This is a genomic window from Mesobacillus zeae (genome assembly GCF_003570705.1).
Lineage (GTDB): Bacteria > Bacillota > Bacilli > Bacillales > Cytobacillaceae > Mesobacillus_C > Mesobacillus_C zeae.
Genome location: NZ_QWVT01000029.1, coordinates 189153 through 202832, shown reverse-complemented (window position 1 = coordinate 202832; position 13680 = coordinate 189153). Strand labels below are relative to the sequence as shown.

General features: G+C 46.6%; 12 protein-coding genes and 1 other annotated feature. Of the genes, 3 read left to right on the top strand and 9 right to left on the bottom strand.

Going from position 1 to position 13680, the window contains the following annotated elements; translation table 11 throughout:
- Window positions 1-10: 10 nt before the first annotated feature.
- From D1970_RS16930 to zapA, 4 genes are all read right to left on the bottom strand, one after another.
- Window positions 11-2365 (bottom strand): endonuclease MutS2, encoded by a 2355-nt coding sequence (locus tag D1970_RS16930; RefSeq protein ID WP_119114044.1) that lies wholly within the window; start codon window positions 2363-2365, stop codon window positions 11-13.
- Window positions 2366-2397: 32 nt separating this feature from the next.
- Window positions 2398-4119: a DNA polymerase/3'-5' exonuclease PolX gene (gene polX / locus D1970_RS16925; RefSeq protein ID WP_119114043.1), complete on the bottom strand. Its 1722-nt coding sequence runs from the start codon at window positions 4117-4119 to the stop codon at window positions 2398-2400.
- 80 nt (window positions 4120-4199) lie between these two features.
- Entirely contained in the window at window positions 4200-4742 is a 543-nt protein-coding gene (locus D1970_RS16920) for a CvpA family protein (protein WP_119114042.1), read from the bottom strand.
- Window positions 4743-4750: 8 nt separating this feature from the next.
- Complete coding sequence (gene zapA, locus D1970_RS16915) at window positions 4751-5011, bottom strand: cell division protein ZapA (RefSeq protein ID WP_119114153.1); 261 nt, start codon at window positions 5009-5011, stop codon at window positions 4751-4753.
- A gap of 153 nt (window positions 5012-5164) precedes the next feature.
- On the opposite strand from zapA, the gene rnhC reads away from it, so the two are divergent.
- Complete coding sequence (rnhC, locus tag D1970_RS16910) at window positions 5165-6091, top strand: ribonuclease HIII (RefSeq protein WP_119114041.1); 927 nt, start codon at window positions 5165-5167, stop codon at window positions 6089-6091.
- Between the two features lie 207 nt (window positions 6092-6298).
- On the opposite strand, the gene pheT is transcribed toward rnhC, so the two are convergent.
- The 3 genes from pheT to D1970_RS16895 all read right to left on the bottom strand — a co-directional run bounded on the left by pheT (window position 6299) and on the right by D1970_RS16895 (window position 10908).
- On the bottom strand, window positions 6299-8713 hold the full coding sequence (pheT, locus tag D1970_RS16905) for a phenylalanine--tRNA ligase subunit beta (protein ID WP_119114040.1): 2415 nt from the start codon (window positions 8711-8713) through the stop codon (window positions 6299-6301).
- Between the two features lie 17 nt (window positions 8714-8730).
- Window positions 8731-9768 carry a phenylalanine--tRNA ligase subunit alpha gene (pheS, locus tag D1970_RS16900; RefSeq protein WP_119114039.1) on the bottom strand — a complete coding sequence of 346 codons (1038 nt, stop codon included), beginning with the start codon at window positions 9766-9768 and terminating at the stop codon, window positions 8731-8733.
- Between the two features lie 72 nt (window positions 9769-9840).
- Window positions 9841-10084: a binding site (T-box leader), on the bottom strand.
- Window positions 10085-10152: 68 nt separating this feature from the next.
- The gene (locus tag D1970_RS16895) at window positions 10153-10908 is read right to left on the bottom strand and encodes a TrmH family RNA methyltransferase (RefSeq protein WP_119114038.1); all 756 of its coding nucleotides are present in this window, start codon (window positions 10906-10908) and stop codon (window positions 10153-10155) included.
- Window positions 10909-11040: 132 nt separating this feature from the next.
- On the opposite strand from D1970_RS16895, the gene sspI reads away from it, so the two are divergent.
- Window positions 11041-11250, top strand: coding sequence for a small acid-soluble spore protein SspI (gene sspI / locus D1970_RS16890; RefSeq protein WP_119114152.1), 210 nt, complete (start codon window positions 11041-11043; stop codon window positions 11248-11250).
- Between the two features lie 269 nt (window positions 11251-11519).
- On the opposite strand, the gene D1970_RS16885 is transcribed toward sspI, so the two are convergent.
- Window positions 11520-12605, bottom strand: a complete 1086-nt coding sequence (locus D1970_RS16885; RefSeq protein ID WP_119114037.1) for a M42 family metallopeptidase — start codon at window positions 12603-12605, stop codon at window positions 11520-11522.
- A gap of 76 nt (window positions 12606-12681) precedes the next feature.
- Window positions 12682-13179: a dUTP diphosphatase gene (locus tag D1970_RS16880; RefSeq protein WP_119114036.1), complete on the bottom strand. Its 498-nt coding sequence runs from the start codon at window positions 13177-13179 to the stop codon at window positions 12682-12684.
- A gap of 104 nt (window positions 13180-13283) precedes the next feature.
- Between D1970_RS16880 and D1970_RS16875 the strand changes: the two genes are divergently transcribed.
- A complete protein-coding gene (locus D1970_RS16875) occupies window positions 13284-13670 on the top strand; it encodes a sigma-w pathway protein ysdB (RefSeq protein ID WP_119114035.1) in 387 nt (128 codons plus the stop codon).
- Window positions 13671-13680: the final 10 nt, after the last annotated feature.

Below are 13680 nucleotides of genomic sequence, written 5' to 3'. Positions count from 1 at the left end.
TCCCCGCCAGCTATTTGAATTCGACGATTGTTACACCCGTGCCGCCTTCGCCTGCTTCCCCAAACCGGATTTTCTTTACGGAACGGTGATTTTTCAAGTATTCCTGCACACCTCTCATCAGAGCGCCTGTTCCCTTGCCGTGGATGATAGACACGCGGGGGTAGCCTGCGAGCAGACTGTCATCAATGTATTTTTCCGTGCGCATCAACGCGTCCTCATAGCGCTCGCCGCGAAGGTCAAGCTCAAGGCCGACATGGTAGTCGCGGCCCTTGACAGTAGCCACCTGCCTGGTTTCCTTCTGTTTAGGCGCTGCAACATACTGCAGGTTTTTTTCGTCCACTTTCATTTTCAGGATGCCTATCTGCACCTGCCATTCCTTCTCATTGATCTGTTCGACCAAGTGCCCCTTTTGGCCAAAGCTTGTAACAAGGACTTCGTCTCCAGGCTTCAGCTTAGGATTCGCCGGCTTCTGGCTTGCTCCTCTTTTCGCAGGAGTCCTCTCTGGCGCTGCTCCCTCAAGGCGTTTTCTGGCATCAATCAGTTCATGTTCCTTAACCTGGGCGCCATTCTCCAGCCTCATCCGCCTCAAGTCCTTGATGACTTGTTCTGCTTCAGTTTTTGCCTCTTCCACAATTCGAGAAGCTTTGTCCTTCGCTTTTTCGATTAGCTCATCTCTTCTGTCATAATATGCAGTGATCTGCTGCTGAAGGTCTTTCTTCAGATTTTCTGCATCTTTCAGGGTATCGTGGGCTTCTTTCAGCTCTTTTTCAGCAAGGCGTTTGCTTGTCTCAAGCGAGGCAATCATGTTTTCCACTTCGTTGCTGTCAGCACTGATATATGTCTTAGCTTTCTCGATGACAGAATCACCGAGTCCTAGGCGTCTGGAAATTTCGAAAGCATTGCTTCGGCCCGGCACCCCAATCAGAAGCTTATATGTCGGGCTCAATGTCGCAACGTCAAACTCAACACTTGCATTGATGACACCTTCCCTGTTGTAGCCATAAGCCTTCAATTCCGGATAGTGTGTCGTCGCAATCACCCTTGCCCCTCGGCTGTATACTTCATCAAGAATCGATATTGCCAGTGCCGCACCTTCCTGCGGGTCTGTACCGGCTCCAAGCTCATCAAACAGGACGAGGCTGTCGGAATCTGCCTTTTCAAGGATTCCAACAATATTGACCATATGGGAAGAGAAAGTACTCAAGCTTTGCTCAATCGACTGCTCATCCCCGATATCAGCGTAAACAGCCGAAAAAATAGCTATCTCGGAACCGTCAAGCGCCGGGATTTGCAGCCCAGCCTGAGCCATCAAGGTGCAGAGCCCCACCGTCTTAAGGGCAACAGTTTTCCCTCCCGTATTCGGTCCGGTAATGACAATCGTTGTGAAATCCTTTCCAAGGGAAAAGTTATTCGAAACAACTTCATCCCCTGGAATCAGAGGGTGTCTTGCCTGTGTGAGCATGATGATTCCGTTGTCGTTGATTTCCGGTTTGGAGGCTTTGATCTGTTTACCGTACCTTGCCTTTGCAAACATGAAATCAAGGCTTGCCAGTACTGCTGTGATTTCCAGCAGCTCTTCTCCAGACCCAGCGACAAGCACGCTTAGCTCTGCCAAAATTCTTTCAATTTCCTGCTGTTCCTTCACCCTGATTGCCTGCAGCTCATTGTTAAGCTGAACGATGGCCTGAGGCTCAATAAACAACGTCTGACCGGAAGCGCTCTGGTCATGGATAATCCCGCCGTAGTGGCCTCTGTATTCCTGCTTGACCGGAATGACAAAGCGGTCGTTACGAATGGTGACAATCGCATCTGACAGCATTTTTTGGGCGTTCGATGACCTGATCATGTTTTCAAGCCTTTCCCTTACCCTTGCTTCCCTTGACCTTAACTGCTGACGGAGGGAGCGAAGCGTATCGCTGGCACTGTCCAGTATTTCTCCGCCCTCATCAACTGCCCTCCTGATTGATTCCTCCAAATCCGCGAGTACAACAATTCTCCCAGCATATTCAGCCAAAATTGGCAAATCTATCTCTTCATTAATATCATTGATAAATTTTTTCATCATTCTGCTGGAATGGATTGTACTTGCCGCTTGTGTAAGCTCCTGAGGGCTGAGTACGCCCCCGATCAACGCTCTTTTGACGTGCGCGCGAATGTCATGGGTGCCGCCAAGCGGTACATTGCCTTTCAGGCGGAGTACTTTTGCAGCTTCATCCGTTTCTTCCTGAAGCCTGACGACTTCAGCATAATCCACAGACGGGGCAAGTGCCTCCGCCTTTTCTCTCCCTAGAGGGGATGATACATGGTCAAGCAACTGTTCAACGATTTTGTCAAACTCAAGTGTTTTAAGCACTCTCTGCAGCATCGTTTTCTTCCTCCTTATACGAGGATGCTGTATTAGCTTCTGCGGCTATGCAAATAGTCATGCAATTCCTCGAGGCTCATTGCATTCAGCACCGTCTTTTCCTGGATCCAGCCCTTTCTCGCAGCTGGAATCCCAATTTCCATATGTGAAAGTGTATCGATTTTATGTGCATCGGTATTAATAACAATTTTAACCCCGGCTTCTTGGGCTTTCTTCAAGTTTTCAGCGGAAAGGTCGAGCCTATGGGGATTGGCATTTAGTTCAAGCGCCGTCCCAGTCTCTTTCGCCAACTCGATAAGCATATCCATATCCACATCATAGCCTTCCCTGCGGCCAACTAGCCTGCCGGTCGGATGGGCAATAATATCAACATGCGGATTTGACAGTGCAGTTTTGAGCCGTTCCATAATCTTTTCCTGAGGCTGGGAAAAAGCCGAATGAATGGACGCGATAACAATGTCCAGCTCTGCCAGCAGACTATCCTCGAAATCGAGCGACCCGTCGGGCAGTATATCCATTTCAATTCCGGATAGTATCGTAAAATCATCGTACTTTTCATTTATAGACCGGATTTCCTCCAGCTGCTTTTTCACGCGGTCAGGAGTCAATCCGTTGGCAACCTTCAAATACTGCGAGTGGTCAGTTACCGCCATGTAACGGTAACCCCGCTTTCGGCAGGCTTCTGCCATTTCCTCTATCGAGTGTGCTCCGTCGCTCCACGCTGTATGCATATGGAGATCTCCCTTGATCGCACCAAGGGTTACAAGGCCAAGGCTATCATGATAACGTTCGACTTCTGTTCCATCCTCCCGCAATTCTGGCGGTATAAAAGGCCGGCCGAAGTGATGGTAGAAGTCTTCCTCTGTATGAAAAGTCAATATTTCCCCAGTTTCAGTATTTTCCACGCCATATTCACTGATTTTTTCCCCGCGTTCCTTTGCAAGCTGCCGCATGCGGACATTATGATCCTTGGAACCGGTAAAGTGATGGAGCGCTGTCACGAACTCTTTTGGCGTGACAAGCCTGAAGTCCACATTTACTTCATAATCAAGATCAAGAGTTAATGATACCTTCGTATCTCCCGCAGCAATCACTTCTTTTATGCGGGGAAGCTGCAGCAATCCCTGTTTCACTGTCTCGGCACTCTGTACAGACAGGATGTAATCAAGGTCTTTTACTGTCTCTCTCACGCGCCGAAGACTTCCTGCACGTGCGTATTTTTCGATTCCCTCTATTTCTCCGATTCTCTCTTCAATGCTCGCAGCAACTGAAAGCATGTAGGCGATTGGCAGGCGTTCAGGGCGGGTTCCTGCTGAAAGAAGGGATGTGAGAATTTTTTCTTCGGATTTTTTTCCAAAACCAGAAAGCTCACGCACCATCCCTTCTCGGCATGCCTTTTCAAGACTGGCACTGTCGTCGACCCCGAGTTCTTTATAGAGCTTTGCGAGTTTCTTTCCGCCGAGTCCAGGCAGCTTCAAAAGCGGTACCAGCCCTTTAGGCACAGCCTCCTGCAAATCTTTCAACACTGAAGATGTTCCTGTCTCCCTATATTCATCAATAACAGCGGCCGTTCCTTTGCCAATACCAGATAGCGCTGTCAAATCTCCCATTTCAGAAAGGCTTCGGTCATCCGCTTCAAGCGCTCCCGCGGCCTTTCTGAACGCGGATACCTTAAAAGGGTTTTCACCCTTCAGCTCCATATAGACTGCAATCGTTTCAAGCAGTCCTACTACATCTTTTTTATTTGCCGACATCGGATTACCTCCTGCCTGTATTTTTTCTTTGGGCACTTGCTTCAGAGCGCTAAAATAAAAACTTCTCTAGTCAAGAGAAGTTATGCCGCTACATATTGAATCCACAATTCTTTAATTTGCGCAGAGAAAATCGGTGTATGTTTGACGATTCCCTCAGCCAGCAGTGAATCCTGGAGCGGGCCCTGGACGGCTTCCAAAGGCATCAGCGCAGCAATGTACAATAAAATAAATGCAATAAGATAAACTTCTGCAAATCCAAGCAGGCCGCCAGCCCAAACATTCACGCTCTTAATAACTGGAAGATGGGCTACAAAATCCAGCATGGCACCGATCATTTGAAGCACAATCTTCACGAAAAAAAAGATGACAGCAAAAGCAATTGCACGGTAAAAAGCCTGTTCCATCCCCGAGCTTCCGAGAATCATGTCAGCGGCCGGGTAAGTGCTCGTACTTGGATAGGGAATCCACAATGTAAGCTTTTCCGCCAGGCTGGTGCAATAAATCGAGGCGACAATAAAGGCGGCGATAAATCCGGCCAAGTGGATGGACTGCAGAATAAAGCCCCTTTTTAAACCAATTAAAAATCCAGCCAGCAGGAGGATAAGAAGTATAAGATCGAGCATACTCGTCTTCAGTCCTTTTTTCTATTAATTTCGGCTTCAAGCCTTTCAGCGTGATCCTTCATTTTTATATAATCATTCACTGCGTTCACAGCGGTTAAAACGGCCAGCTTATTTATATCAAGGGAAGGATTCGCCGAGCTGATTTCTCTCATTTTATCATCAACCATCGAGGCAATGAGCCTAATATGGCTGGTGCTTTCTGAGCCGACTATTGTATACTGTTGTCCATATATATCAACAGTGGTGCGGCTTTTTTTTGTGTCCGACAACATTAATGCCTCCATTCGTGAGAATCCTACTCTATACTATAACATGAACGTAATCCTCGAGGAAAGCAAGACATGCTGTCTGCCTGTCAATAAGCCATATTGGCTTAATCTGATACAGCGGCAAAAAAATTCTAGCCAGGGAGTGCTGCTACATTGGGCAATATTGTATTGAATAAAAATTTGAATGAAATAGACAAAATGAAATCCTACTACAGTTCCTTTCTCAGTGAGAAAATCCCTCCCGGAGGAGTTTTTTCAGCAAAAACCCCAAGCTGTTCCATAACAGCATATAAATCAGGCAAAGTGTTATTCCAAGGGAAAGATGGCGAGACGGAAGCATCAAGATGGGGTAAACCTGAATCTGCAGGAGCTGCAGCTGTAAAAAAAGCTTCGCCCACCCACTTGCCTCCAAATATTTCAACCATGTCGGTCATCGGCTCCGATGAGGTGGGAACGGGAGATTATTTTGGCCCTATCACTGTCGTTGCAGCATATGCAAGAAAAGAGGATCTCCCTCTCCTTAAGGAACTCGGAGTCCAGGATTCCAAAAATCTAAAAGATGATAAAATCATCATGATCGCGAAACAGCTTGTCAAGATTCTTCCATACAGCCTCCTTACGCTGAATAACGAGAAATACAATGAACTTCAGAAATCAGGCATGTCTCAAGGGAAAATGAAAGGACTTTTGCATAATCAGGCGATCGGGCATCTGCTCCGGAAAATATCCCCGGAAGTCCCGGAAGCGATACTTATTGACCAATTCGCACAAAAAGAAGTGTATTACAACTATCTTAAAGGGCAGCGCAACATCATCAAGGAAAGGGTACACTTCAGTACCAAAGCGGAAGGCATCCACCTGGCAGTCGCGGCCGCTTCGATGATTGCCCGCTACGCCTTTGTCCAGCATTTTGACAACCTAGGCAAAAAAGCAGGGTTTACCATTCCAAAGGGTGCAGGGGCACAGGTCGACATTGCTGCAGCCAGGCTGATAAAAACGAAGGGCGACGGCTGCCTCAACGAATTTGTTAAGCTCCATTTCGCCAACACCGAAAAAGCGATGAAGCTTGCAAATAAGTGATTCCCTGCCTGCCAAAGGGTCGAGCATATAACTCAGGCATCTAGTAACGAAGAAAAGTAGGCATATTTTAAAGATGAACCCGTGGTATTCACAGATTTCTGGAGAAAATAGCTATTCAAGCAAGAAGTGACCTAATCGTGAAGAAAAGTTACCTTTCCAAACAACAAGAGGCAGCCTGGTGATGGCTGCCTCTCATTTTTATTCAAATTAACCTCTCAGAACAGCGCCTGCCTGCTCTTTTACTGAAGCGAGCACTTTTTCGTGGGTTTTTGCAATGTCTTCGTCTGTCAGCGTTTTTTCCGGGTCATAGTATTTTAGAGAGAATGCAATTGATTTTTTGCCTTCTTCCATCCGGTCGCCTTCATACAGATCAAATACACCAACCTCTTTCAGGAGCCTTCCGCCGGCACCTGCAATGATTTCTTTCAGTTCCCCTGCTGATTGTACTTTATCAACAACTAGGGCGATATCCCTTGTAATCGACGGGAACCTAGGGATTGCAATATAATGCAGCGGCTCTGATTTTGCGTCAAGCAGCATTTTCAGTGAAAGCTCGAAAACATATGTTTCTTTTAAATCCATTTCTTTTTGCACTGTAGGATGAACCTGTCCGGCAAAGCCTACTCTCTCACCATCAAGGAGCACTTCTGCTGTCCGGCCAGGATGCATGCCGTCCATTTCCCCAGCCTTAAATTGAACTCGTTCTTCAAGACCTAGTTTGGCAAACAAACCTTCAAGGATCCCTTTAAGCACAAAGAAGTCAACAGGCTTCTTTTCACCTTGCCAAGGATGGCTTCCCCACAATCCAGTAAGTGCTCCAGAAAGGTGCTCTCGCTCTTCCGGAAGCTCTGATACGCCATCCTTTAAAAATACCGTCCCAGTTTCGTACATTGCCAAGTTGTCATTCTGGCGTGCGGTATTGTACTTCAGCACCTCAAGCAGCTGAGGTACAATGCTTAGGCGAAGCATGCTGCGCTCCTCGCTCATCGGCATTGCCAATTCTACCGGCTCACGCTCTTCAAGGGCATATTGCAAAGCCTTGTCCCTGCTTGTTAAAGAATAAGTGACTGCTTGGTAAAGCCCAGCCCCCTCAAGGTAACGACGGACCACCCTACGCTTCTTTTGGTAATCTGTCAGTCTGCCTGGAACAGATGCGACAACCGGCAATGTTGAAGGCAGATTGTCATAGCCGTACAGACGGGCCACTTCCTCTATTAAATCCTCTGCAATTGTAATGTCGCCTCGGCGTGTTGGTACAATGACCGAGATGGTGTCATTATCCGCAGTTGAACGGAATTGAAGGCGGGCAAAAATATTTTCGATTTCCTTCATTTCAAGTTCTGTTCCTAATACAGAGTTGATTTTTCCAAGTGTTGTTGACACTGTCTTCTCTGATTTGTCGAGATAATCTGCCTCTACAGAACCTGCCAGCACTTCACCGCCCGTTAGCTCAGCCATCAGCTCAGCAGCTCTTTCTGCAGCCTTATGAACCCTAGCCGGATCAACACCTTTCTCGAACCGAGAGCTCGCTTCGCTTCGCAAACCATGATCTTTGGAAGATTTGCGGATGGAAGCACCTGCGAAATAAGCCGATTCAATCAAGACTGTTACTGTATCGGCATTCACCTCGGAATTTGCTCCGCCCATGACGCCGGCAAGAGCAATTGGCTCAGCACCATTGGTGATGACAAGATGCTCTTCTGACAGGCTGCGCTTAACGGAATCTAGCGTCTCAATTGTTTCGCCTGATTTGGCGCGGCGGACAAGTATTTCTTTTGAACCAAGGCGGTCATAGTCAAAAGCATGGAGCGGCTGGCCGTATTCAAGCAGGATATAGTTCGTTATATCAACTACATTGTTATGCGGCCGGATTCCGGCAGCCATCAGCCTGCCCTGCAGCCAAAGAGGTGAAGGACCAACTTTTACATTTTTGACAACCTTGGCCACATATAATGGATTATCTTCCTTCGCTTCAATATTGATTTTAATATAATCGGAAGCTTGTTCGGAGATCTCGGCCGCTTTTGGCTCAGGGAGCTTCACATCTTTCCCAAGAATAGCAGCAGTCTCGTAGGCTACCCCAATCATGCTCATACAATCCGCTCTGTTCGGAGTAAGTCCAAGCTCGAGCACCTGGTCGTCACGACCGAGCAAGGCCATTGCATCCTGGCCCACTTCCGTATCCTCTGGGAAAACATAAATGCCTTCCGCAAACTCCTTGGCAATCAGCTTTCCTTCAATGCCAAGCTCCTGAAGCGAACAAATCATGCCATGGGATGATTCTCCGCGAAGCTTCGCTTTCTTTATTTTGAAATTGCCTGGAAGGACAGCGCCGACTGTAGCTACCGCAACTTTCTGCCCTTTGGCAACATTGGCCGCTCCGCAAACAATTTGGACGGGCTCTTCTTCGCCAATGTCCACAAGTGTTTTATTCAGTTTCTCAGCATTCGGATGTTTTTCGCATTCGATGACATGGCCAACAACAAGGCCGCTTACTCCCTCGTTTAACTTGTCAACACCTTCAACTTCAATTCCGCTTTTCGTGATTCTTTCGCCTAATTCTTCAGCTGAAACGCCTGTAAGATCGACGTATTCCTGAAGCCATTTATAAGATACCAGCATGGTTATTCCTCCTACCCTTATTCGGTTACCGAAAATTGCTTTAAGAAACGGATGTCATTTGTATAGAAATGTCGGATATCGTCAATCCCGTACTTCAGCATAGCGATTCGCTCAGCCCCTATGCCAAAAGCAAACCCGGTATATTTTTTTGAATCGTATCCAGCCATTTCAAGGACATTCGGATGCACCATCCCTGCCCCGAGGACTTCAATCCAGCCGGTTCCTTTACAAATACTGCAGCCTTTTCCTCCGCAAATCTTGCACGAGATATCCATTTCAACAGACGGTTCTGTGAAAGGGAAAAAGCTTGGGCGAAGACGGATTTCCCTGTCCTGGCCGAAGATCTTCTTGGCAAGGACCTCAAGGGTTCCTTTCAGGTCGCTCATACGGATGTTTTCATCCACAACAAGCCCTTCGATTTGCATAAATTGGTGCGAGTGAGTCGCATCGTCATTGTCGCGTCGGTATACTTTTCCAGGACAAATGATTTTGACAGGACCTTTTCCTGCATTCTTTTCCATCGTCCTCGCCTGGACTGGTGAAGTATGTGTCCGAAGAAGGGTTTCTGCATTGATATAAAAAGAATCCTGCATATCGCGCGCCGGATGTCCTTTCGGCAGGTTGAGCGCTTCAAAATTATAATAGTCGTTTTCGACTTCCGGTCCTTCGGCAACGGTATAGCCCATCCCGATAAACAGATCCTCTATCTCCTCGACAATTTTTGTAAGCGGATGCTGACTTCCTGCACGAACAGGCCTTCCTGGCAGGCTAACGTCGATTTTTTCTGCGGCAAGCCTCTTGGCTACGGCAGCTTCCTCAAGCTCCACCTGTTTTGCTTCAATCTTCACTGAAATGCTATCCCTCACTTCATTCGCAAGCGCTCCCATAGCCGGGCGTTCTTCTGCGGACAGTTTCCCCATCCCTTTCAGCACTTCCGTAATCGGGCCTTTCTTCCCAAGGTAGGAAACCCGGATGTCATTTAATTCTTTCAATTCGGCAGCTGCGGACACTTTTTCAAGCGCTTCTGCCTGCAGTTCCTTCAATCGTTCCTGCATGCTTCATCCTCCTTTTATTCAAAAAAAATTTCCGCCAATTATGGCAGAATGCACAAAAAGACCCCACCCATATAAAGGGACGAGGTCTTGGTTCGCGGTACCACCCTTTTTAACAGGCAATACGATATGTACTGCGTGTTCGCTTCATTGGGATAACGGCATGGGCCGGAGCATCTTTACATTCACCTTGGAATGGTCCCGATGCCAACTCTGGAGGTGAACTTCGCTTGGTGCTGCCAGGTAATGCTTCCAGTCTAAGGCATTTCCTTCCTGCATGGCATCTTTCCAAACTACTCTTCTCCGTCAACGTTTTTACAATCGTATTTTTGCTGTTATTATAGTACATTCTGCGGCGAGTATCAAATTAAATTATCAAAAAGGGTCCTATTTCGGCATTTTCAAATAATATAGCAGAATGCCAGCAGCGACAGCCACATTCAGCGATTCGCTTTTTCCCAGGATCGGAATGTAAAGGTTTCCGGCTGTTTTCGCAAGCAGATCCTTATCCACACCATTCCCCTCATTACCGACAATCAGGGCAAATTCACTCCCCTGATGCAAATCTGTGTATGGCATGCCATTCAGAAGGGCCGTTCCATATACAGGAATATCTTGATTTGTTAGCTGGTCAATCCACTCATACAGGCTGCCTGACAGGACTGGCAGATGGAAATGGCTTCCCTGGGCGGAACGGAGAACCTTAGGATTGTAAATATCTACACTGCCTGCTCCGACAATGACTGCATCAATTCCGGCAGCATCTGCTGTCCTGATCATTGTTCCTAGATTTCCAGGATCCTGGACCGCATCAATAAGGAGAAAGGTTTTACCTGACACATTTCCGGCGGCAGGCTGGCGGCAGACGGCAAAAATCCCCTGGGTTGTTTCGGTCTCTGCAAGGATTTCGGCTATCTCTTGCGTTACTGTTGTAGTAGGAACAGAGCCATAATCGAGCCCTGGCGGCATTTCGGCTTTTTCACTTACAATGATTTCGAGAACTTCGGCATTCCCCTTCAAGGCCTCTTCTACAAGATGGAATCCTTCTATAATAAAGCTGCCTGATTTATCGCGTTCTTTCCTTGTCATCAGCTTCTTCCATTGCTTGACTTGCGGGTTTTTAGCAGAATGGATGTATTTCATGTAACGGACGCTCCTTTTGCCGGTAAAGTTATCTTGCCGGTCGATTCCATTATTATAGCGCAAAGCGCGTACATAAATAAACAGATTCTGTCCAAGCTAATAGTATTACAGGGAAAGAAAGGAGTTTTGGAAATGAATCTTAATCTTCGCCATGCTGTCATCCATAATGTTTCGGGGAATTCCCAGGATGAACTGAAAAGTACCATTGTTGATGCCATAGAAAACGGAGAAGAAAAAATGCTTCCCGGTCTCGGAGTCCTATTTGAAGTCATCTGGCAAAACGCTTCCCATGAGGAGCAGCAGGAAATGCTGACAATGCTTGAAGAAGGCTTGAAAAAGTAATCAACATCCTGCTCCATGCTATGCTAATAAACGGGATCACTTCAATAGTACAAACAAGTAAAACACATTGGAATTCACAAATGAATCCAATGTGTTTTTATTTTCAGAGGGACCTTAAAATTCGCAAGAAAAAAGATCGCCCTTACGCAGCTAAAATTAGCTAGATAAGGACGACCTTCACCAAATATGCTTTTTTCATCCATCCGAGGAGGCCGAAGCCTCCTTTTTCAGCGGAACAGTCTCTTATCACATATTTTTACGAAATCATATTATTCAAATGTGATTTTATCGACTGTTTTGCGGTCAAGCCGCTTGATGACTTCAACGATCAATTTGACTGCATTTTCATAGTCGTCACGGTGAAGCATTGCAGCGTGTGAGTGGATATACCGTGTCGCAATGGTTATCGACAAGGACGGAACCCCGCCATTTGTCATATGGATAGCGCCGGAGTCTGTCCCTCCGCCTGCTATGGAATCGAACTGGTAAGGAATGTTCAGTTCGTCGGCGACATCTGTCACGAAATCGCGCAGTCCTTTGTGGGAAACCATGCTCGCATCATAAAGGATGATTTGCGGGCCTGCACCCATTTTTCCTTGTGCTTCTTTCTCGGTAACTCCCGGTGTATCGCCGGCAATTCCAACATCCACACCAAAAGCGATGTCAGGTTTAATCACTTGAGCTGATGTCCTTGCTCCGCGAAGTCCGACTTCTTCCTGCACTGTGCCGACACCATACACTTCATTTGCGTGATCTTGTGCCTTCAGCTGTTTCAGAACATCGATTGCAATCGCACAGCCAATGCGGTTATCCCAAGCTTTTGCCAGAAGCATTTTCTCATTGTTCATGACGGTGAATTCGAAATACGGCACGACCATATCCCCCGGACGGATTCCCCATTCCTTGGCTTCATCACGGCTAGATGCGCCGATATCGATGAACATGTCTTTAATATCAACAGGCTTCTTGCGCACTTCCGCCGGCAGGATATGCGGCGGCTTTGAACCAATCACACCTGTAACGTCTCCTTTGCGGGTTACAATCGTTACCCGCTGTGCGAGCATGACCTGCCCCCACCAGCCTCCGACTGTCTGGAAACGGAGAAAACCTTTATCATCTATGCTCGTAACCATGAAGCCGACTTCATCGAGATGGCCCGCGACCATAATCTTTGGTCCGCCTGCTTCTCCGGTCTTTTTGGCAATCAGGCTGCCCAGCCCGTCTGTTGTTACTTCTTCCACATGTGGCTCTATGTATTTTTTCATCACTTCACGCACTGCCCGTTCATTGCCGGGTATCCCGTTGGCATCGGTCAAGTCTTTGAGCATTGTTAAAGTATCATCGTATTTAGCCATCATTTCGACTCCCTTAACTTTATAGTTTCGCTTTTTATTATACCGCTTGCCTTGTGCAATGTACAAAAAATTCTAACTAATATCCTTTTTGCTGGCGTTCATAATTAATTTCATTTTTTCTGCAGTAGGCCTGCTGTATTTCTTCCTCGCTTATGCCCATTATGCTTGCAAGTGTAAGATAGCCTGCAAACATATCCCAGTATTCCTTTTCCTCTCTGGAAGCCTGAAAAGCAAGGACACTCTCATAGACTTTTAAAAACTGGCTGTTTGCGGTTCCTTCAGCCTCTGCCGCGAATGCAAGCTGCGGGACGCTTCCTTTTTCATAACTGCACTCAAGTCCAAGGGACAGCATGAAATGAATCCCATCAACGAATTCCTCAAGAATGATGTCTTTCCCGGAAGCAGGTTTTACACTCCAAAATTTAAAGCATCTTGTCTCGTTGGCAAGCTCGCCAAGTTCCACAAGCAGCGCAAGGACTTTTCTTCCAAATAAATCTTCTCCCGCCAGGCCGTGTTTTTCCTCTATATGAGAATCTAATTCTTCCTGCATTAGAAACAGCTTGTTAAAATTCATTATTAAATCCTCCTAAAAAATTGATAAGGCTATTTTCTCTGTTATCGAAACTATTTCTCCCTTCATCCGTAATGAAAGATAATAAGTAAAGCGAGGGGGATGCCATGTTCTGGATTATGCGCCTTGTACTTGTATCCCTGTTAATATTTATTGTTCTCAGCATTGTGAAATATTTGATCAATCCAAAGAGAAAGCTTGATCTAGCCCTCAGGCAGCATAAATTTTACTATATGGACGACAAGAATAATATGAGAAAGAATTTTTTTGTCACCCATAAAGGGGCATTATTCGAAGGAGAAAAGTATCCAGAAAAATCATCTTCCACTTCTGTAGCATCCATTCTTGTCTGGGCCAGGAACTCCGAGTGCGTAAAGGAACTGGACCCTGTTGATTTCCGCTTCATTGAAAAAAGGATACATGAGTTCTATCCAAAAGCGGTCATCTCATGGAAAAGCCCCATACAGGAACCGATGGATAAAAGAAGTAGTTGAACATGAGCGG

Excerpts from the sequence above, each read along its gene's own strand:
- D1970_RS16930 (WP_119114044.1), bottom strand. The coding sequence starts at position 2,365 with ATGCTGCAGAGAGTGCTTAAAACACTTGAGTTTGACAAAATCGTTGAA.
- polX (WP_119114043.1), bottom strand. The coding sequence starts at position 4,119 with ATGTCGGCAAATAAAAAAGATGTAGTAGGACTGCTTGAAACGATTGCA.
- D1970_RS16920 (WP_119114042.1), bottom strand. The coding sequence starts at position 4,742 with ATGCTCGATCTTATACTTCTTATCCTCCTGCTGGCTGGATTTTTAATT.
- pheT (WP_119114040.1), bottom strand. The coding sequence starts at position 8,713 with ATGCTGGTATCTTATAAATGGCTTCAGGAATACGTCGATCTTACAGGC.
- pheS (WP_119114039.1), bottom strand. The coding sequence starts at position 9,768 with ATGCAGGAACGATTGAAGGAACTGCAGGCAGAAGCGCTTGAAAAAGTG.
- D1970_RS16895 (WP_119114038.1), bottom strand. The coding sequence starts at position 10,908 with ATGAAATACATCCATTCTGCTAAAAACCCGCAAGTCAAGCAATGGAAG.
- sspI (WP_119114152.1), top strand. The coding sequence starts at position 11,041 with ATGAATCTTAATCTTCGCCATGCTGTCATCCATAATGTTTCGGGGAAT.
- D1970_RS16885 (WP_119114037.1), bottom strand. The coding sequence starts at position 12,605 with ATGGCTAAATACGATGATACTTTAACAATGCTCAAAGACTTGACCGAT.
- D1970_RS16880 (WP_119114036.1), bottom strand. The coding sequence starts at position 13,179 with ATGAATTTTAACAAGCTGTTTCTAATGCAGGAAGAATTAGATTCTCAT.
- D1970_RS16875 (WP_119114035.1), top strand. The coding sequence starts at position 13,284 with ATGTTCTGGATTATGCGCCTTGTACTTGTATCCCTGTTAATATTTATT.